The sequence below is a fragment of the Isobaculum melis genome, from assembly GCF_900111355.1.
In the GTDB taxonomy this organism is placed as follows: domain Bacteria; phylum Bacillota; class Bacilli; order Lactobacillales; family Carnobacteriaceae; genus Isobaculum; species Isobaculum melis.
This window is the reverse complement of sequence record NZ_FOHA01000014.1, coordinates 19,200-38,531: the sequence shown is the minus strand read 5'-3', so window position 1 is coordinate 38,531 and position 19,332 is coordinate 19,200. Positions and strand designations below refer to the sequence as shown.

Sequence of the window (19,332 nt, the reverse complement as noted above, 5' to 3'; positions counted from 1 at the left end):
AGGGAGGATTATACATGTTAAATAGAAAAATAAGTAAGCTTTTTATATTGGCTAGTTTGGTCATGTTTTTTTTCGTGGTTGGTTCAAGAACTGAGGCTAACGAATTATCAGAGCCTGATGTTGAAGTTGCAACTAGGGCAGGTGAAACGAACGCAATTATGTTTGATGTAAAAAGAGATGGTCAAAAATATATGTTAGAGAACGTAGATATTGTAAAAAGCTTTGGTGCTATTCAGTCTGTAACGATTAAAATGCCTGAAGGAGTACAGTTAAGTATGACTGTTCCTGCTGGCTGGACAAGTTCTAATAGACCAGAAGAAAAGGTCATTAACTACATATTAACAGCAAACAATACACCTACCGATGTACAAAATGTCTTAAAAAACTTAAATTTATCCATTCAAGATGAAACAAAAACAAAAGGAGACATTAACATTGCCCTGAGTGGAGAAAAAATTTCTTCTTGGAAGGATCCTAATGGTGTGACCCATTATTATAAATTTGTCAAAAAAATTGTGCCATGGCTAGATGCCTATAACGCAGCTAAAAAAGAACGATATAAAGGTTTAACAGGTTACCTTGCGACCATTACAAGTCCAGAGGAACACAGCTATATTTTTAACTCAATTGCCACAGATGCAGGTTGGTTAGGTGGAACAAGAATGATTCTTCATAATGGTTTGCCGATTATGGATCAATCCACAATATCTTCTTTCCTGCCAAACTATAATCTTCAAGCAAACGATTGGTATTGGGCATCAGGACCGGAATCAAATCCTCGTACTGTTTTTTTTATTGGTAAAAGTAAAGCAGCGGGAGGTTTTGCTCCAAGAGGTATCTATAATGGTTGGAGTACGAATCCTCCAGAACCTAATAATAATGGCACCGGGGAGTACGTTTTACAGTTTGCTTTAAGAGGTACGATGTGGTGGAATGACCTAGAAAATGGCAGAAAAGATCCAGTTTATAACTCAGGTTATTATGTTGAATTTAGTCAATATGGTAATCAAAAAGAAATACTTGATGATCAAAATTCCCATTCTGCAGCGATACCACAACTTGTGAAGGTTCAATTCTTGAATCAAGAAAATAATCAGCCTTTAGCAAATGAAAAGCTAACAAGTACAGTTTTTTCATTGGGAGAACCCTATAAAGCTATTCCTAAAGAGATAGAGGGATATGATGTCGTTGTTGCTCCTAGTAATGCCAATGGTGTTTATGGGAAGGAACCGTTAACCGTTACTTATTACTATTTAAAACAGCAAATGATATTTCATATCCAACAAGTCATTTTAGCTGGAAATAATCAAATTGTTGTACCAAGTAAAGGCTATGCGGAGATAAGAAATGTAGATGCTTTGCTTCCTGAAAATGTGATAGCGACGAATGAAAAAGTCAATCAATTAACAAATTCTGTTATTGGAGATTCAAATGAGTACACAACTGTTCATTTAGTTAGAAATCCAAAAGGAAGATACTATCATATTGAGGTCATCATCCCGGAATATTATCAAAACATGGGGTATGTGCTAACAGATAATCTGAATACACCACATTCCTTTAAAAATAAACAGACTGGTGTACCTGTTGTGGATGGTAACGGCAAAAAAGAATATTGGATTACCTTCTATTTACAACCAGAACGTACTGCTCCAAAGCCATATAGTTGGGATTACACAACCTTGAATATCGGATTAATCAATTAAAAAAGCTTGCACAACTATTTAAATAAAAGTCCGTATTTAAAAAAGTCCTAAAATTGTTGTATAATAGACCAATCATAACAAAAAGGACTGAATAAAAATGCTAAAGATTACCCGTATTAAAACTGGCGCAATTGAAGAAAATTGTTACCTTATTTCAAATGAGACAACTTGTTTAGTGATAGATCCAGGTGCAGAGCCAGAAAAAATCATCACAACAATCGACCAATTAAAGGTAAAACCAGCAGCTATTTTGCTGACACACTGCCATTTTGATCATATTGGTGCATTAGAAGAAATTCGTACACACTATCAAATTCCTGTCTATGTTCATCCAGCTGAGCAATCTTGGCTCGGTGATCCAAGTATGAATCTATCCTATAAAATGGGGAGAACCCCAGTGATTGCCAACGAAGCTGAATATGAATTTGACATGAAGCATTATGACCTTGGCGCGTTTTCCTTTAAAGTCGTACCAACTCCAGGACATTCAATTGGAAGCGTGAGCTTTATTTTTGATGGTTTTGTTATCGTAGGAGATGCACTATTTAAGGGAAGTGTTGGTAGAACAGATATCCCAACTGGAGACTCAGCACAGCTGTTAGAAAGTATCGTTACTCAATTATTTACTTTACCAGATGAAATGGTGGCTTATCCAGGACATGGCGATCATACAACGATTGGACATGAAAAAGCAACAAACCCATTTTTTAATCATTAAGCAAATAAAAAAGAAGCTGATTCCCAATAAGAATCAGCTTCTTTTCGTATTAAAAAATATAATAAAGCAATAAAATAGAACCTAGCCCAGCAACGACAGAGATACCCATTGATTTGGATTTATAAGCAACACCCATCACAATCACAGCGGCAAGAATCTTGATATTTCCCCAAATTTCTAAATGGCCACTATTAATAAAAACATCTTTAAAAAATAAAGAAGCAAATAATGCGGCGGGCACATACTTCATCCAATCATGGAACCACTGAGGAATTTCTCTTTTAGAAAAATACATCATTGGCATCACTCGAGGTAAAAAGGAGACAAAGGCCATCCCTAAAATCAAATATAATAACTGACTACTCATGAGGAACTGTCGCCTCCGAATCCATTAAATGTCGTGAATTTTTATTTTGTAATTTTAAATATTGCTCTAAATGATTTTTCTTCAAAAAGCGTTCAATCCCATAGCCTGTAAAAGAAGCAATTAGTGTTGCAAGAATTAAACCAATTGTATTTTGGAAGAGTAACATGGAGCCAACAGCTAAAACACCAGAAAAAAGCCCAACAAAAATAATCAATTTATTTTGTAATTGCATAGTAAACATATAAATAAACATCGCCGTCAAAGCAAAATCAACGACATGTGCATCAAGAGAAAGACCAGAAGCAATAAACGTACCAATGGCATTACTGATTACCCAAGAAGCAAGAGAATAACGATTGACCATTAAGGCCTTTCTACTTGTCCAGTTTTCATCTGTATAAAATTTTAAATAATTGACTGCATAATTTTCATCATTAATCGTTCGTGTAAAAATTGTAATAAAAGAAGGTTTCTCCTTTTTCATAAATGTGGATAAACTTGAACTTAGCAAAATATAGCGCAATTCAAGAAATAAAGTCATCATAATAATTGAGACAATTGGTGCAGCATCCAGTAACATTGTTGCTGCTAAAAATTGTGCGCCACCAGAAAATACTAAAAATGAAATCAAAACAGTGGCAAAAATATTAAATCCGACTTTTTGTAATAAAATACCACAAGCCAGTCCAACTGGTATATAACTTAAACAAAGAGGCATCGCAACTTTTAATGTTTCCTGCCAAATTGTTGGTTTCTTTTTCAACATGAGACAATCCTCCATTATACTTACATGACCAACACTTGCAGTTATAACATAAAATAGGAAGAAATTAAATAGCAATCACGAATTTTTTATTTATCTAAAAGAAAGCAGTTGGCTAAATTGAAGTAAAATATTGCTGCACCAAATAAAAAAAGCTCATACTGAGCTTTTTTAGATTAATCTTATTCTTTGACTGATTCCCTATTTCTTTTCTTCAAATAATGTGTCAACAAAGTAATTACAATGGCACCAGCGACAATGATAGAAAATAGCGTTGCAGGAATTTCAATATCAATCATTGGAATAGATAAGAATAATTTCACTGCAATGCCAATAATTAAACAATAAGCCATTGTTTCTAATTCTGGGATTTTTTTCATCAATTTGGTAATCATCTGAGCAATACCTCTCATACAAAGAATGCCAATCAAACCACCAAGTAAAACAATAACAGGATTTGATGAAATCGCAAGCGATGCTAAAACGGAATCTACCGAAAAAGCAATATCCATTAACTCAATTGAAATGACTACTGACCAAAAAGGAGAAATCCCCCATTTACTTTTCTTCTTTGTTATTGCTGTATGACTTGCTGGTTGATTTTTTTGATAAAAATAATGCACACCCAGATAAATTAAATATAAAGCACCTAAGACTTTAATTTCCCATAAATGAATTAAAAATGTTCCTAATCCAATTGCGATAAAACGGAATAAATAGGCTCCCCATAAGCCATAAACCAGTGCTTTCTTCTGGTCTTCCTCATGCTCAAGAGTTTGTGTTTGTGCCGCTAATACAACCGCATTATCAACTGATAGCAAACATTCCAAAATGATTAAAGAAAAAATCAACATCCAGTCGCTGCCGGAAGTCAGTACCATTTTCCAATTTTCAAGATCAAAAAAAGGTTGATATAATTGTGATATAAAATGAAGCATTTCATCCATTCCCCTCTAAATTTAGACAAGAAACAGTATAACATAGGCCTTATTAGATGGAAATAGTGAATTAATAATGCTTTTTCCCGCGCATAATCACATGAACATATAAATCATATACAGCATAGAGCAACATCACAGTAATCACAAATAACATCATTAATGTATCTTTTCTCACTAAAAATGAAATCAATCCGCCAATTAAAATAATCCCAACATTAATTCTACTGGTTTTCTTTGTATAAACAATGCGTGCTTTATGATAAGCCTTTAGATTAGAGAGTACACTTAAAATAAAAGCCAATAAACTAATAAAAAATAAACTAAAGAAAAAGAGTGGATCTAGTGGTGTATGAATATATAAATCTAGCAGAGCACTCATAATCCCAACACTCAAAAATAGGAAAAGGTGGGTATGCATCATCGTCAGACCATTTGTTTTCAAATGATGATTAATCCCAGAAGTATACATCACCATATAAAAAGCAAAAAGTAAGACAATAATCAGAAAGAAGAACAAGCTTTCTAAGGTAATATGATGGGGATCAATTGTCTGCGTCATTGAAATAATCGATTCTCCAAATAATAAAATCATAAACAAACTATAACGCTCCGTTAAATGACTAAACTTAGTTGGAACAGCAGTCAATACTTGTCCATATGCAAGAGGTGTAAACGCAGCAAACAAGACAGCGACCAAATACACGACATAATTAAATGGAGCAGGTAAGAATAGTGAAATAAGGCCCAATAACACCGCGGGAAGTAAACTCATACAAATATACTTACAAAGCTTCTTAACAGCCTCATTCGCGCTTTCTAGGTACTTTAAAAGGAATTGTAACGCAATGCTAGCAAATAAAAGCGTGGTACCACCAGCAAAAGTGAAAAATGACTTTGCTAAATTGGTATCAATTGATTGAGATAAAACAGCAACAAAGAACATATTCATAAATAAAAAGAGATAAAAAGGCAAATGTGGCTGGAAAAAACGATTATTATAAACCGTTTGATAGGTCCAAATACTCCAAAAAATCAGAATAAATAAGGCGAATTCTCCAAGTAATTGAAAAGGAATCCGATCAAAGCGATCAACTTGAATAATCAGATGAGAAATTCTTCTAATCGCATAAACAAAAATCAAATCATAAAATAATTCTGCAACACTGACTTTTTGAGGAACCGCTTCTTTCATATGAAAACCACCACCTTTTGTTGAGATTGTAAAAAAAGTATACAATAAATCATATTGAAAAGACATTGAAGCGTTTTAAGATAAAGGTTAAAATAAATCAAATAGAAATGATACCAAGTTTATTGGAGGAACCAGATGAGGCTAGATAAATTACTTGAAGCAAAGGGCTATGGTTCAAGAAAAAAAGTGAAGCAGTTAATTAAAAGAAAACAAGTCTTGATTGATGGTCAAGTCATCTTGGCGGATGGCTATGCTGTGGATCCAGAATTTCAGCAAGTCATTGTAGCAGGAGAGCGCTTAACGGATGAGACCCATGTTTACTATCTGTTAAATAAACCAGCTGGTGTTGTTAGCGCCGTTTCAGATGATAAAAATCAAACGGTGATTGATTTAATTGCTGCAACAGATCAAAGACCTGGCTTGTTTCCAGTGGGACGTTTAGATAGAGATACAGAGGGATTATTGTTAATTACTAATAATGGTCAGCTTGCTCATACTTTACTTGTTCCTGGTAAAGAGGTCATAAAATGTTATGAGGCAGTAGTCAATGAAGAAGTAACAGCAGAAGATGTCCTCGCTTTTGAAAAAGGGATTGTTTTTCATGGGGGCATTCAATGCAAGCCTGCAAAATTAACGATTTTAAGTGCAGCACCTCATCAGAGTAGCGTACGCTTAGAGATTAGTGAAGGGAAATTTCACCAAGTAAAAAAAATGTTTTTATCAGTAGGAAAAAAAGTCATTTATTTGAAAAGAATCTCAATGGGCAGTTTGGTGCTTGATCCAACATTGGAACTAGGCACGTATCGACCATTAACCAAAGAAGAATTTCTTTTATTAACAGATGGGAGGAAAGACTAGTGGAAATCAAACAATATGAGAAAAAGTATGAAACAGCTTGGCTTCATTGTCGGTTACTTTCATTTTTTGAAACAGCTTATTATGATGACGTTTATACAAGCGTCCCTAAATATGAAAAGAAAAACGCATTAAAAATCATTGCTGTGGAAAATGAACAAGTGCTTGGTCTGATTGATGTCATTTGGGATAGCGCAACTTTAAAAGAGACCAGTTTAGCTGAGGGGAAAGGTGCTGTCATTGAACATTTAGCCATTCATCCAGCTTTTCAAGGTCGTGGCATTGCGCAACAGCTTTATGATACAGTGCTTCAAACCTTAGCAGATGAAGGTGTGGATTTTATTGAGGTTTGGACAAGAGATGATGTGGGGGCCAATCGGTTTTATCAAAAGCAAGGCTTTGAAGTGGCTTCTCAATATTTTCATGTTTATGGGAAAAAACAACAAGCAGTTGATTCTACATTAGTTAGTGGCTTTTATCATGTGCTAGAGCTAGAACAATTAGCGCAATATGAAACGACAAGAGTTCATCTTTGCTATGGCTATTTAAAATGGCTAAATAAATAAAGTGTTGCAAGCCTTCAAATGTTCAGTCACATTTGAAGGCTTTTTTATAGTTAAGTAGTAATGTATAACCTAATAAGTAAGTTCTCGTACAAGACTATTTTTAGGGGAAAGGGTCTTGCATCTTTGAGTTAATGGGTCTGAAACTTTGATTTATCTGAAGGAGGTAAGCTTGGCTAGATATGCTATGAAGGTTGTATAAAGGTACTTTCTTAATTCTCTGAAGTATTATATACTCAATGTTGAGTATATGAGTTAGGGAGGTAAGTACAATGACAAGATTAATCGTACTTGGTTTATTGGATGAGCAGCCTATGTCGGGCTACGATATACAGCAGAAAATTCGTCATGCTGATGCAGAAAGGTGGGGAGGGGTTCTGGTTGGTTCAATCTATCATGCATTAAAAAAATTAGAACAAGAAAATCATATTGAATTATCAGATGTGAGACAAACTGGAAATAGGCAGAAATCTATCTATCAAATTACAAATCAAGGAAGAGCGTATCTAAATTTACTGATCCTTGATTCATTACACACTAAATCTGTCATCTATCCAACAAGGTTGTATAGTGGAATATCGCTTCTTGGTAAAGTGCCTACTAAAGATGCGCAACAAGCATTACTACAGCAAAAGGATTTACTAAATCAAGAATATCAATCACTTAAGCGAGGCAATGAAAAAAACATCAATGAAAAAATAGAAGTTCCTCCACTGTCAAAGCTTACAATCGATAATCTGTTTGCTATTCTTCAGCTACAGCAGCAATTTATTGATGAAATACTAAAAACACTAGAATAATAGGAAAGCTAAGGAGTGAAGAAAATGAAAGTAATACTACTCATCCTATTGGGGCTATTTGTTCTGTTTGTACTGATGATAGTGATTGGCAGATTGATGAACACTCAGAAATTTAAAATCCGCTCAGAAACAGGTATTCAGAAATCTGAATATGTAGTGATAGGTGGAATTAAACAGTATATACAAATTCGTGGAAAAGATATCTCTAATCCTGTCATCATTATGCTTCACGGCGGACCTGGAAATAACCTGTCATCTTATTCATATAAATGGCAAAAGGATATAGAACAAGACTATACAATAGTTCAATGGGATCAGCGTGGGAGTGGCAATACATATTACTGTAACAAAAAGGCTGAGAAACCAAACCTAAAACTTTTGCTGTCTGATCTTGACGAGCTGGTAGATTATATCAAAGGAGGGTATGACAAAGAGAAAGTGATTATTTTAGGACATTCATGGGGAACATTTCTTGGCGGAGTATACTCGCAGAAGCATCCAGAAAAAATAGCGATATATATATCTATAGGTCAAATGTTAGATTTCAAAAAAACTGAACAGATATCAACTGAAGAGGCGATTCGTTTGGCTAATGCAAGTAATAATAAGCAAGACGTCAAAAAAATGCGTGAGAGCCTCGCGTCAGTAATGATGTACCAAAAATTTGATAAGTCAGAAGCGACAAAACTAATGAAGTTTCGACAGCTCAAAGAAAGATATCTGCCTACTCAGCATGGAAATGAAATCATTCCATTGTACTTATTTTCGCCATATATGACCTTTAATCACTTGAAATGGATGTTAAAATTTGATAATTTAATTGAATCAAATAGTACAATTTATAAAGAGCTTTTGTCAGGGGAATTGACGATGTATAGCTATAGTATGCAGTATGAAGTTCCTATTATGATGATATCAGGTGATCGTGACTGGACAACACCACGAAACATGGCTCTAGACTACTTTAATCATATTGCTGCACCGAGCAAAGAATTTATAACAATTAAAAATGCTGGACATATTCCATTTGTTGATAAACCAAGAGATTTTTCTAGCTTATTATTGTTGAAGTTGAACAGTGTAATGAAAAACGGACAACATTAGTTTGGAGGATATCAGCCAAATAATATGTTTAGTTTCACTTTTCGTTTAAGTGTCTCAAAAACACTTTCAAATACCCTCATTTTTATTAATCTATCTTCTTCAACGATATTTTTCCAATAAAATTCATTTCTAATCTTTTATTGTGTTTAGAAATCTGATTGAGGGATACTAAACGATAGCGTGTATAACGACCTCCATACCAGTTATATAACAAAATATTAACAGTTTTAATCAGTCCTAAAGAGAGTTTTCAGCTTTTCTTTAGAGAAATTTAAAAGAATCGTAGTTCTTAGTTGTAAATGAAGTTTAGAATGACTATAATATAGAGCGAACTATATTATTAATTATACTTATTATTATATGTAGGATTTTAAAGGGGAGGTTTTTTTTGATGGGAGCAGATATTATATCGCTGGCCCGTTTCCAGTTTGCGATGACCACAGTTTTTCACTATTTCTTTGTGCCATTATCTATCGGTCTAGCACTTGCAGTAGCAATTATGGAAACAATGTATGTTGTAAAAAAAGATGAGAAGTATAAAGTGATGGCAAAATTTTGGGCTAAAATTTTCTTACTAAGTTTTGCTGTAGGGGTTGTAACAGGGATTATTCAGGAATTCCAATTTGGGATGAACTGGTCTGATTATTCACGCTTTGTTGGTGATGTTTTTGGCGCACCACTTGCAGTTGAAGCGTTATTAGCCTTTTTCCTAGAGTCAACATTCTTAGGTTTATGGATGTTTGGTTGGGATAAATTTAGCAAAAAAATTCACGTTTTATTTATTTGGTTAGTATTCATTGGTTCCATGCTATCTGCTTTTTGGATTTTAGTTGCGAATAGCTTTATGCAACATCCTTCTGGCTACACATTAAACAATGGTCGTGCTGAATTAACTGATTTTGGGGCTTTATTAACCAATCCACAAGTTTGGTATGAATTTACCCATGTCCTATTTGGTGCAGTGGTATTAGGTGGTTTCGTAGTAGCTGGTTTATCTGCTTTTAGATTGCTTAAAAAGAAAGAGGTTACCTTCTTTAAATCATCTATGAAACTTGGTTTAACAATTGGATTAATTGGTGCTTGTTTATCTGTCTTAACAGGAGATTTACAAACAAAAGCATTGGTCGAAGATCAACCAATGAAATTTGCAGCAACTGAAGGTTTATATGAAGATTCTGGAGATCCTGCTTCTTGGACTCTGATTGGTTTCCAAGATACAGATAAAAAAGAATCTACTTGGTCACTTGAAATTCCAGGAATGTTAAGTATTCTTTCTTACAATAAGCTAGAAGGCTCTGTTAAAGGAATGAATACAGTTAATCAAGAATTGATTGCGCAATATGGTGAACGCGATTATTATCCACCAGTTAAAACGTTATTCTGGAGCTTTAGAGTCATGGCTGGAAGTGGGATGTTCTTAATTCTTGTTTCAGCGGTTGCTTTATGGTTGGGACGTAAACAAAAAGATATTCTAAACAAAAAATGGGCACTAGTTGTTGTTGCTTTTTGTACCTTTGTACCGTTTATTGCTAATACAGCAGGTTGGTTGATTACTGAACTGGGTCGTTATCCTTGGACGGTTTATGGCGTCTTCACGATTGCAGATAGTGTCTCTCCCAATGTCTCAGCTACTTCATTATTAATTAGTAATATTGTTTACTTCTTACTCTTCTCTGGTTTAGGTGCCGTAATGGTTTATCTAGTGAAGAAAGAATTAAACAAAGGACCATTTGCTGATGCAGCTGGACAAGACAATGCAGCAAAAGCAGTTGTTGATCCATTTGAGAAAGGGGCGTTTTAATCATGGGGGACGTAAGTAGTTTACAATTGTTATGGTTTGCTTTGATTGGCGTACTTTTCTCTGGTTTCTTCTTCCTTGAAGGTTTTGACTTTGGTGTGGGTATGTCCACACGTTTTCTTGCAAAAAATCGTGCCGAGCGTGATCAAATTGTGCATACAATTGGTCCGGTTTGGGATGGTAATGAGGTTTGGCTACTAACCGCTGGTGGGGCAATGTTTGCCTCATTCCCGGGTTGGTATGCAGCTGTTTTTAGTGGCTACTACTTGATTTTATTTGCGATTTTATTTGGTTTAATTATTCGTGGGGTTTCATTTGAATTCCGTGAAAAAATGGACACACAAAAAGGCCGCAATTTCTGGGATTGGACATTATTTATTGGGAGCTTATTACCACCATTTTTCTTTGGTTTATTATTTACAAGTATGGTTCAAGGCATGCCTTTAGATGCTGATGGCAATATGATGGCAACTTTCACTGATTACTTTACACCATTTTCTATTGTGGGTGCAGTTGCAGTTACCTTACTATGTTTATTACATGGTTTAAATTATATTCGTTTAAAAACAGCTGGGGACATTCGTGTACGTGCTGAAAAAATGGCGCAAAAATTATATATTCTATTATTTGTAGGATTAGTCGCATTTGCTGGTTTAATGTATGTTTCAACTGATTTCTTCACTGTACATCCAGTTTCGACACTGATTTTACTAGTGGTGATTATTGTATTAAGTGTTCTTGCAACATTCGGTGCTTATAAAGGGAAAGAATGGTTATCCTTCTTAACAAGTGGTCTAACCTTAATGGCTGTTGTCGCCTTATTATTCTTTGGTTTATTCCCAAGAGTGATGGTTGGACAAGAATCAATCTATGATTTATTGATTGTGAATGCGTCAAGCTCACCTTATACACTTAAATTAATGACATGGATTTCACTATCAATTTTACCGTTTGTATTGGCTTATCAAGGCTGGACATACTACATTTTCCGCAAACGCGTGAAAAAAGAGGATGTCGTAGGAGGACATTAACAGATGATGGATAAACGCTTATTGGGTTTATCTGGCATGAAAAAAGTCATGATGATGCTTGCAGGAATTTCTTTTCTGCAAGCTTTTATGATTATTTTTCAAGCGAGATATTTAGCCCTTTCAATTACAGGATTATGGAATGGAGAAGGTCTAACAGCACAATTTGGTCATATGCTGTTCTTTTTTTTAGCGTTTGCTGGTCGTCATTTATTGACTTTGATTAGAGAGCATATTTTAGATGGCTACTCTTATGAAAAAGGGCAAGAGCTAAGAAAGGAACTATTGCATCAAGTCTTTTCGTTAGGGCCTAAAATGGTTCAAAAGGCAGGAACGGGTCATGTTGTCACTATGGCTTTAGAAGGCATTCGTCAAGCTGAAAATTATATCACATTGTTTTTATCAAAAATGATGAATATGATGATGATTCCTTGGCTAGTGTTAATTTATGTTTTTACTTTAGATATACGTTCTGGCTTTACAATGATTATTGTTTTTCCAATTATTATTTTATTTATGATTATTTTAGGTTATGCAGCAAGAGGAAAAGCGGATAAGCAATATGCGACCTATCAAGTATTGTCTAATCATTTTGTCGATTCTTTACAAGGGTTAGAAACCTTAAAGCTGCTTGGTTTGAGTAAAAAATATAGCAAAAATATTCATGATGTGAGTGAAAGCTATCGTAAAGCGACAATGAGTACCTTGAAGATTGCGATATTATCAACCTTTGCCTTGGATTTCTTTACAACACTTTCAATTGCTGTGATTGCGTTGTTCTTAGGCTTACGGTTATTAAATGGTAGCCTGACGCTCTTACCTGCCTTAACGGTTTTGATTTTATCACCTGAGTTTTTCTTACCTTTACGTGAGTTCTCAAGTGATTACCATGCAACCTTGGATGGGAAAAATGCAATGGGCAGTATCTTAGATGTTTTGGCGATGCCAATACCTGAAAATACAAATGTTTTAAGTGCGAAAGAAGCAAAGTGGGATGCTGATAGTGAATTCGTTATCCAAGGGTTGACAGTTCATCATGATGACCAGGATCAAGCAGCTTTGGCTGATATTGCTTTCAAATGGAAAGGTTATGGGAAAATTGGTCTAATTGGCGCGAGTGGTTCTGGGAAATCGACATTTATTGATACAATTGGTGGATTTTTACAGCCTGATGAAGGTGTAAAAATTGAAATTAATGGTGCAAAATTACCTCATTTTTCACAGCAACAGTGGCAAAAAGACATGATTTATATTCCACAAAAACCTTATTTATTTCATGATACACTAGCAAATAATATTCGGTTTTATTCTCCTGAAGCAACCAATGGAGAAGTGAAAGCAGCGGCGGAAAAAGCTGGCTTGACGGAATTTATTGCAGAGTTGCCAGAAGGAATGGAAACCTTAATTGGTGAAAGTGGTCGAATGATTAGTGGCGGTCAGGCACAAAGAGTTGCGATTGCACGTGCCTTTTTAGATAAAGACCGTAAAATTTTACTTTTTGATGAGCCAACTGCTCATTTAGATATTGAGACTGAGGTCGCATTAAAAGAAAGTATTTTACCCTTAATGTCTCAGCACTTGGTATTTTTTGCAACACATCGGCTACATTGGACAAAAGAAATGGATTATATTTTAGTCTTAGATCATGGCAAAATTGTAGATGAAGGCACACATGAAGAATTGCTCGCTAAAAATGGCGCATATGTGGCATTAATGAACCAAATGAAAGGGGAGACAACAGATGTTTAAAACAAGATTTGCAGCCATGCGTGCTACTTTTAAGCAGGATACCTGGGTCAAACCTTTTATGGCAAAATATCGTCAGCTCCTTTATTTGGTTTTATTTTTAGGATTTATGACCTTATTTTGTGGTAGTGCTTTAATGTTTACTTCTGGCTATTTAATTAGTAAATCTGCCAGTCAACCAGAAAATATCATGTTAGTCTATATTCCCATTGTGTTAACCCGGGCATTTGGGATTGGTCGTCCCGCTTTTCGTTATGTAGAGCGTTTAACCAGTCATAATTGGGTATTGAAAATGACCTCTGATATGCGGGTGAAATTATATCGTGCCATGGAGCAGGATGCGGTTTTCTTTAAAGGAAAATATAAAACAGGCGATATTCTAGCGGTTTTAGCTGAGGATATTGATCATATTCAAAACTTATATTTAAGAACCATTTTCCCAACACTGATTTCTTGGGGGATTTACTTTGTTGTGATTGTCTTACTTGGTTTCTTTTCGATTCCATTTGCACTGTTGATGCTCTTAATGCTAGCAGTTGTGGCCATTTTAATGCCGCTGTTTTCAATTTTAATTAATGGCGCAAGAATGTATCAACAGAAAACGGCACGTAATGGTCTCTATGACAAACTAACGGATGCGGTGTTAGGAGTAGGGGATTGGTTGTTCAGTGGGCGTAAAAGTGATTTTATTGCCAGCTATGAAGCAAGTGAAGCAGCAGTTCGCGAGGATGATGCAGCAATCAAACGTTTTAATCGAACCAGAGACTTTCTTGTTCAACTTTGCTTTGGCGCGATTACGATTGTTGTGCTATTTTGGACAAGCGCTGTGTTTAAAGGGGATCATGGTGGTGCAGCGAACTGGATTGGTGCGTTTACTTTAGCGATTTTTCCTTTAATTGATGCCTTTGCTCCGATACCTGAAGCGGCTTCTGAATTGACGATTTACGAGGATTCCGTTAAACGAATGAATGCTTTACCAGCTGTGGAAGCTGCGACAGAAGAAAATCCTGAGCTGGATGTATTAAAAAATCAAGCCTTTCAAGAGCTGACCTTGGAGGATGTAACCTTCTCTTATCAGCCAGATGGCAAAGTAGTATTAAAACAGTTCAACCTAACGATTTCTCCAGGAGAAAAACTTGCGATTTTAGGGAAAAGTGGCGCTGGAAAAAGTACTATTGGTAAGCTGATTAGAGGAGATATTTCCCCAAATCAAGGAACCGTTCTGTTAAATGGTGTACCAACTAATGCCTTAAAAGACCAAATAGCGAATTGGGTTGGTGTGATGAATCAATCACCCTATTTGTTTAATACGAGTGTCTTGAATAATGTGCGATTAGGAAATATTCATGCAACAGATGAAGAAGTGAAGGCAGCATTGTACCAAGTTGGCTTAGGCGAAATGATTGAGAAATTACCAGCTGGTTTTGACACGATGGTTGAAGAAGCTGGAGGACGCTTTTCTGGTGGCGAAAGACAGCGTTTAGCTTTAGCGCGTATCTTATTGCAAAATACACCGATTGTGCTCTTAGACGAGCCGACAGTAGGGTTAGATCCAATTACAGAACAAACCTTGCTTGATACTTTATTTGAAGTCTTAAAAGATAAAACGATTATTTGGATCACCCATCATTTACAGGGTGTGGATCAAATGAACCAGGTCCTGTTTATTGAAGATGGTGGCATTGAAATGACAGGTAGCCCAAGTGAGTTACTAGCAAATAATGCCCGGTATCAAATGCTTTATCGCTTAGATCGTGGCGAATAAAAAAACGCGTTATTCAAGATTCAAAACCTTGAATAACGCGTTTTTATTTATTGGAATGTCACCTTAATTTTAACAATCTCACAATTTGTCCCAATTCTCATTGGTGGTCCCCAAGTTTTAGCACCAGATGTTACAATCACTTGATTATGATGCGCTGTTTGATAATAACCATAGTCTACAGCAAAAGCGAGGCGAGTCACTAAGCTAAATGGAAAAACCTGCCCTTGATGGGTATGTCCTGCTACGATTAAATCAACATTTTCCTCATAATCATGAATAGTTGATGGCTGATGATCTAAAACAATTAACGGAATGGACGCATCCACTTCTGCTAAAGAAGCAGCCATTTCTTTTCGCTTTTCATTTTGATTGCCAATTGGGCTAATATCTTTTCGACCAGCAATGGCCAGTTTATTTTCAATGAGAATCAATTCATCTTCTAATAAAGTGATATTTGAGTCCTTAATGAAAGCTTTCATTTTATCAAAGTTTGCACCTGCATCATGGTTACCCCAAGATAAATAAACACCATACTTCGCTTTTAGCTGATGAAATAGCTGCATGATACGGTCAGGCTCTTGAACAGCTTCAAAATTGCCATCAAATAAATCCCCTGGAATTAAGATTAAATCAGGTTGTTGTTCATTCACTAAAGAAACAATTTTTTCAAATTGATGGGCATCATTTATGTAACCTAAATGAATATCGCTAAACATTACAATATTAAGTGATGCTAAGTCGCTTTTCTTATCAATGGTAATCTGATATTCAGTTGTTTTTAATTGCTTTGCATGCCAGACGCCATAAATAAATACACCTATTATCACAATCAGAGGTAAACCAATAGAAAGCTGATCAGCGGGATTGAAGTCTTTCTTAAATAAATGAATGCATTGCAGTAGTAAATCCGTTAAACCAAACAATACAAGGGAAGTTAGGATGATTCCTAACCAATAAGAACCCAATTTCCCTATAAACCCACCAACATTCTTATCTGATAGCAAATAAGTCGCTAAGGTTGAAACGGCACAGCAGGCAAAAAGCATGGCAATCAAAATGTCCGTGTTAAAAGGAAGAATGCCATCTAATAAGATGGCAAGCTTATGTCCAACATAGTAATGCATGAATCCAAATACAGTAATGATGATTCCAAAAATTAAATTACGCATTTTTCGGCTCCATTCGCGTCCCAAGCTTATCTCCTAATTTAACAATGCTTTCTTGATCCTTTTGCGTATTATCAATCAGCTCTGTAGAAAGCTCAACACTATTTTCTTTAAATAAAAGAATAATTGTAGATCCACCAAACTCAAAGTAACCTTTTTTCTCAAAAGCATTAAAAGCACCAGCGTCTTTTAAATTAACAATTTTACCAACAAGTAACGCACCAACTTCTATTTGTGTCACTAAACCAAAATGTGCTGTTTCCATCACAGTGACTTCTCTGGCATTACGAATATAGACGTTCTCTTGTTCTAATGAAATCGGTCGAACAGTGTGTAAAACGCCTTTTATTTTTTTCTGACTCCTAATCTGACCACTATCAAAATAAGCATAATGATGGTAATCATCAGGTGTTAGTCTAAAAATTAGCATCTGTCCATTCATATATTCCTGAGCTAATGCCTCATCTTGAAGTAAGTCTTTGATCCGGTATTCAGACTTTTTAATATAAAAGCTTTGGTTCTCAGTAATCGGATAAACGGAAACTTTTCCATCACAAGGAGAATAGAAGGTATCCACATCCAGTGTCTGAGGATTAGGTGGATTGATGAGTTCGCGCTTAAAAAAATCATTAAAAGAACGATACTTTTTCTCAGTATATCGGTCCATCTGAATCTGATTACTTTTAATAAATGATTGAATATAAGGAATCGATAATCTACTATCTAAAACCGCACCACCTATTTTAGAAAAGACAGGCTGGACTAAGATTTTTAAGAACATTCGCCCAATTGGATTTTTGTATAAAAATTTTAACGAACGACTATCTTCTTGGTTTAGATCAATAGTTTTAAAAGTTGGCTTCATTCTGTTGGTCCTTTACTTAAATATTTTTCTCTTGTTTTTCTTCATGCATTTTAAATAATTTTGCTACATTGATTTTTTTAATTTTAACTTTAGTAATAAACAATAGACCGATAATCGCTAAAATATACGTATAAATTGAAGCTAAATCAAGATTTAACACATTAGATAAAATAAATAATAGCGGTAAAATACAGGCTACACTTGTCACAGGTAGTCCTTCATAATAGGTTCTAGGTTCACGCTTTTTCTCTTTTCTGCTCATTTCAGTAACATTATAATGAGATAAACGAATCAATCCTGCGAGAATAAAGAATACATAAATTAAAATGGCAATAAAACTTTCATTTCCAAGTGAATAACCCATAATTGCTGGTAAACAGCAAAAACTAATTAAATCTGCTAAAGAATCAATTTGAATTCCATAAGCCATCTCATCTTCACTTCTATTTTTCTTCGTATTGGCTACAGCGCCATCAAACATATCACAAATACCAGCAATAACTAGTAATGTCACACCACCTGCAATATTTCCTTGCAAGGATAAAAACATACCGATTACGCCAAATATTAAGTTTCCATAGGTTAAAATAACGGTATAATTTTGTTGACCAATCATAGTAACACCTCTCTTTTAGTTAAATCATACCATTAAACCTAAGCATGCTGTCAATATAAAAATGATACTTAAGAGAAATCTTAATGAATGAAGCATTTGATAAATAGCTTTAAGCTTTGTGAAAAAGCCCTGAAATAGTTTCTCTACATGGTAAAAAAACAAGTTTCTAAGGGCGGATAAACGCAAGAAACTTGTTTCATATATTGATTTCGTCACAGATTTAATATGAACGGTTTAATAATTTTTTTGTAATGGTCATTAAGATTTCTTTTTCAGGCTTATTGGGTAGATGCTCAATCCTTTTTAGCGCCTTATTGGTATAACGTTCAGCAAGCGCTTGTGCCTGCTCAACACCACGATATTGCTTAATCAGTGCCAAAACAGCTTCAATATCGGTAGCTGTCATTTGTTCTTTTTTATTTAGAAAAGGTTCAAATTCAGCTTGATGATTGTGCATAGCTAAAATTAATGGTAAAGAATAAACGCCTTGTTTGACATCTTCTAGGACAGGCTTTTTCATGGTGTCGCTGTCCACAGTATAATCTAGAATATCATCTAAAATTTGAAAGGCGATACCAATCTGACGCCCAATCTGTTGACTAGCAGCAATAACCGCTAAATCAGCTTTGCCATGTTTGGCTCCTTCAAAACAGCTAAGCGAAAAGAGCTGTGCTGTTTTACCATTGACTCTTCTTAAGTATTGTCTGACAGTTACATTTGTATTATAGCAAAGATACATTTGATCTAATTCGCCTAATAAAATCCGTTTCATGGCAAAAGCATTAAGCTTAAGTGTTTTTTGTGATTCACCAATATCAGCTAATAAATCAAAGTAAACAGTAAAAAGAAAATCACCTGTATAAACAGCAATATCTTTACCATATTTAGCTTGAACTGTTTCAGTGCCACGTCTTGTAGGAGACTCATCAATCACATCATCGTGAATTAAAGTGGCCATATGCAAAATTTCAACAGAGGCGGCAGTAGCTAGAATTTTTTTGTGGTCTTGTTTAGAGGGATTTCCAAAGCGAGAAAAAAGAATGGCATAAGCAGGACGTAGGAATTTACCACCTGAATGTAATAAATCATAAAGCGTTGCTTCTACATCTTTATTGCGAATTCTAATTTTCTTCTCAATGATATGATAGCTCTGGGCTAAATCATTTTTTATTGCTGGAAAGTTGTCCCACATTGGATGAATCGACATAGCCAGTTTCCTTTCAAATAAGCTTTATGAGAATGCTTATCATTTTAAAATAGTAACAGTCTAAATCTATCTTATAAAACGTGTTGTGTCAACGGTTCAGCTTAGAAGAAATGAAATTTTTATGTAATAAGG

18 protein-coding genes are annotated in these 19,332 nt (G+C 35.1%); 10 read left to right on the top strand and 8 right to left on the bottom strand.

Features of this window, described 5'->3' with window-relative positions; translation table 11 throughout:
* Window positions 1–14: 14 nt before the first annotated feature.
* Complete coding sequence (locus BMW29_RS10320; protein ID WP_177165746.1) at window positions 15–1,706, top strand: MucBP domain-containing protein; 1,692 nt, start codon at window positions 15–17, stop codon at window positions 1,704–1,706.
* Between the two features lie 97 nt (window positions 1,707–1,803).
* Window positions 1,804–2,424: an MBL fold metallo-hydrolase gene (locus BMW29_RS10315; protein ID WP_092653096.1), complete on the top strand. Its 621-nt coding sequence runs from the start codon at window positions 1,804–1,806 to the stop codon at window positions 2,422–2,424.
* A gap of 49 nt (window positions 2,425–2,473) precedes the next feature.
* Here the strand turns inward: BMW29_RS10315 and BMW29_RS10310 are convergent, their stop codons facing one another.
* The 4 genes from BMW29_RS10310 to BMW29_RS10295 all read right to left on the bottom strand — a co-directional run bounded on the left by BMW29_RS10310 (window position 2,474) and on the right by BMW29_RS10295 (window position 5,687).
* Window positions 2,474–2,791, bottom strand: a complete 318-nt coding sequence (locus BMW29_RS10310; protein WP_092653094.1) for an AzlD domain-containing protein — start codon at window positions 2,789–2,791, stop codon at window positions 2,474–2,476.
* Window positions 2,784–3,557 (bottom strand): AzlC family ABC transporter permease, encoded by a 774-nt coding sequence (locus BMW29_RS10305; protein WP_092653092.1) that lies wholly within the window; start codon window positions 3,555–3,557, stop codon window positions 2,784–2,786. Before BMW29_RS10305 ends, BMW29_RS10310 begins: the two co-directional genes overlap by 8 nt.
* A 179-nt stretch (window positions 3,558–3,736) precedes the next feature.
* Window positions 3,737–4,492, bottom strand: a complete 756-nt coding sequence (locus BMW29_RS10300) for a TerC family protein (protein ID WP_092653090.1) — start codon at window positions 4,490–4,492, stop codon at window positions 3,737–3,739.
* 70 nt (window positions 4,493–4,562) lie between these two features.
* A complete protein-coding gene (locus BMW29_RS10295) occupies window positions 4,563–5,687 on the bottom strand; it encodes a low temperature requirement protein A (RefSeq protein WP_177165745.1) in 1,125 nt (374 codons plus the stop codon).
* 135 nt (window positions 5,688–5,822) lie between these two features.
* On the opposite strand from BMW29_RS10295, the gene BMW29_RS10290 reads away from it, so the two are divergent.
* The 8 genes from BMW29_RS10290 to cydC all read left to right on the top strand — a co-directional run bounded on the left by BMW29_RS10290 (window position 5,823) and on the right by cydC (window position 15,346).
* Window positions 5,823–6,545 (top strand): 16S rRNA pseudouridine(516) synthase, encoded by a 723-nt coding sequence (locus BMW29_RS10290; RefSeq protein ID WP_092653086.1) that lies wholly within the window; start codon window positions 5,823–5,825, stop codon window positions 6,543–6,545.
* Entirely contained in the window at window positions 6,545–7,108 is a 564-nt protein-coding gene (locus BMW29_RS10285) for a GNAT family N-acetyltransferase (RefSeq protein WP_177165744.1), read from the top strand. Before BMW29_RS10290 ends, BMW29_RS10285 begins: the two co-directional genes overlap by 1 nt.
* A gap of 269 nt (window positions 7,109–7,377) precedes the next feature.
* Entirely contained in the window at window positions 7,378–7,905 is a 528-nt protein-coding gene (locus BMW29_RS10280) for a PadR family transcriptional regulator (RefSeq protein ID WP_092653082.1), read from the top strand.
* Between the two features lie 24 nt (window positions 7,906–7,929).
* Complete coding sequence (locus tag BMW29_RS10275) at window positions 7,930–9,009, top strand: alpha/beta fold hydrolase (RefSeq protein ID WP_092653080.1); 1,080 nt, start codon at window positions 7,930–7,932, stop codon at window positions 9,007–9,009.
* Between the two features lie 391 nt (window positions 9,010–9,400).
* A complete protein-coding gene (locus BMW29_RS10270) occupies window positions 9,401–10,810 on the top strand; it encodes a cytochrome ubiquinol oxidase subunit I (protein WP_092653078.1) in 1,410 nt (469 codons plus the stop codon).
* 2 nt (window positions 10,811–10,812) lie between these two features.
* Entirely contained in the window at window positions 10,813–11,838 is a 1,026-nt protein-coding gene (cydB, locus tag BMW29_RS10265) for a cytochrome d ubiquinol oxidase subunit II (protein ID WP_092653076.1), read from the top strand.
* A gap of 3 nt (window positions 11,839–11,841) precedes the next feature.
* Complete coding sequence (gene cydD / locus BMW29_RS10260; RefSeq protein WP_092653074.1) at window positions 11,842–13,584, top strand: thiol reductant ABC exporter subunit CydD; 1,743 nt, start codon at window positions 11,842–11,844, stop codon at window positions 13,582–13,584.
* Entirely contained in the window at window positions 13,577–15,346 is a 1,770-nt protein-coding gene (gene cydC / locus BMW29_RS10255) for a thiol reductant ABC exporter subunit CydC (RefSeq protein WP_092653072.1), read from the top strand. The genes cydD and cydC overlap by 8 nt, the downstream gene beginning before the upstream one ends.
* A 47-nt stretch (window positions 15,347–15,393) precedes the next feature.
* Here cydC and BMW29_RS10250 read toward each other — a convergent pair whose 3' ends face one another.
* The 4 genes from BMW29_RS10250 to BMW29_RS10235 form a co-directional block, all read right to left on the bottom strand.
* Entirely contained in the window at window positions 15,394–16,515 is a 1,122-nt protein-coding gene (locus BMW29_RS10250; RefSeq protein ID WP_092653070.1) for a metallophosphoesterase, read from the bottom strand.
* A complete protein-coding gene (locus BMW29_RS10245) occupies window positions 16,508–17,377 on the bottom strand; it encodes a phosphatidylserine decarboxylase (protein ID WP_092653068.1) in 870 nt (289 codons plus the stop codon). Before BMW29_RS10245 ends, BMW29_RS10250 begins: the two co-directional genes overlap by 8 nt.
* A 16-nt stretch (window positions 17,378–17,393) precedes the next feature.
* Complete coding sequence (locus tag BMW29_RS10240; protein WP_092653066.1) at window positions 17,394–17,993, bottom strand: CDP-alcohol phosphatidyltransferase family protein; 600 nt, start codon at window positions 17,991–17,993, stop codon at window positions 17,394–17,396.
* 220 nt (window positions 17,994–18,213) lie between these two features.
* A complete protein-coding gene (locus BMW29_RS10235; protein WP_092653064.1) occupies window positions 18,214–19,200 on the bottom strand; it encodes a polyprenyl synthetase family protein in 987 nt (328 codons plus the stop codon).
* Between the last annotated feature and the right edge of the window lie 132 nt (window positions 19,201–19,332).

Bases quoted from the DNA above. Each gene is read 5' to 3' on its own strand.
- BMW29_RS10295 (WP_177165745.1), bottom strand. From the start codon at position 5,687: ATGAAAGAAGCGGTTCCTCAAAAAGTCAGTGTTGCAGAATTATTTTAT.
- BMW29_RS10280 (WP_092653082.1), top strand. From the start codon at position 7,378: ATGACAAGATTAATCGTACTTGGTTTATTGGATGAGCAGCCTATGTCG.
- BMW29_RS10305 (WP_092653092.1), bottom strand. From the start codon at position 3,557: ATGTTGAAAAAGAAACCAACAATTTGGCAGGAAACATTAAAAGTTGCG.
- BMW29_RS10315 (WP_092653096.1), top strand. From the start codon at position 1,804: ATGCTAAAGATTACCCGTATTAAAACTGGCGCAATTGAAGAAAATTGT.
- BMW29_RS10250 (WP_092653070.1), bottom strand. From the start codon at position 16,515: ATGCGTAATTTAATTTTTGGAATCATCATTACTGTATTTGGATTCATG.
- BMW29_RS10245 (WP_092653068.1), bottom strand. From the start codon at position 17,377: ATGAAGCCAACTTTTAAAACTATTGATCTAAACCAAGAAGATAGTCGT.
- BMW29_RS10320 (WP_177165746.1), top strand. From the start codon at position 15: ATGTTAAATAGAAAAATAAGTAAGCTTTTTATATTGGCTAGTTTGGTC.
- BMW29_RS10275 (WP_092653080.1), top strand. From the start codon at position 7,930: ATGAAAGTAATACTACTCATCCTATTGGGGCTATTTGTTCTGTTTGTA.
- cydC (WP_092653072.1), top strand. From the start codon at position 13,577: ATGTTTAAAACAAGATTTGCAGCCATGCGTGCTACTTTTAAGCAGGAT.
- BMW29_RS10240 (WP_092653066.1), bottom strand. From the start codon at position 17,993: ATGATTGGTCAACAAAATTATACCGTTATTTTAACCTATGGAAACTTA.
- BMW29_RS10310 (WP_092653094.1), bottom strand. From the start codon at position 2,791: ATGAGTAGTCAGTTATTATATTTGATTTTAGGGATGGCCTTTGTCTCC.
- BMW29_RS10300 (WP_092653090.1), bottom strand. From the start codon at position 4,492: ATGCTTCATTTTATATCACAATTATATCAACCTTTTTTTGATCTTGAA.
- cydD (WP_092653074.1), top strand. From the start codon at position 11,842: ATGATGGATAAACGCTTATTGGGTTTATCTGGCATGAAAAAAGTCATG.
- BMW29_RS10290 (WP_092653086.1), top strand. From the start codon at position 5,823: ATGAGGCTAGATAAATTACTTGAAGCAAAGGGCTATGGTTCAAGAAAA.
- BMW29_RS10235 (WP_092653064.1), bottom strand. From the start codon at position 19,200: ATGTCGATTCATCCAATGTGGGACAACTTTCCAGCAATAAAAAATGAT.
- BMW29_RS10270 (WP_092653078.1), top strand. From the start codon at position 9,401: ATGGGAGCAGATATTATATCGCTGGCCCGTTTCCAGTTTGCGATGACC.
- cydB (WP_092653076.1), top strand. From the start codon at position 10,813: ATGGGGGACGTAAGTAGTTTACAATTGTTATGGTTTGCTTTGATTGGC.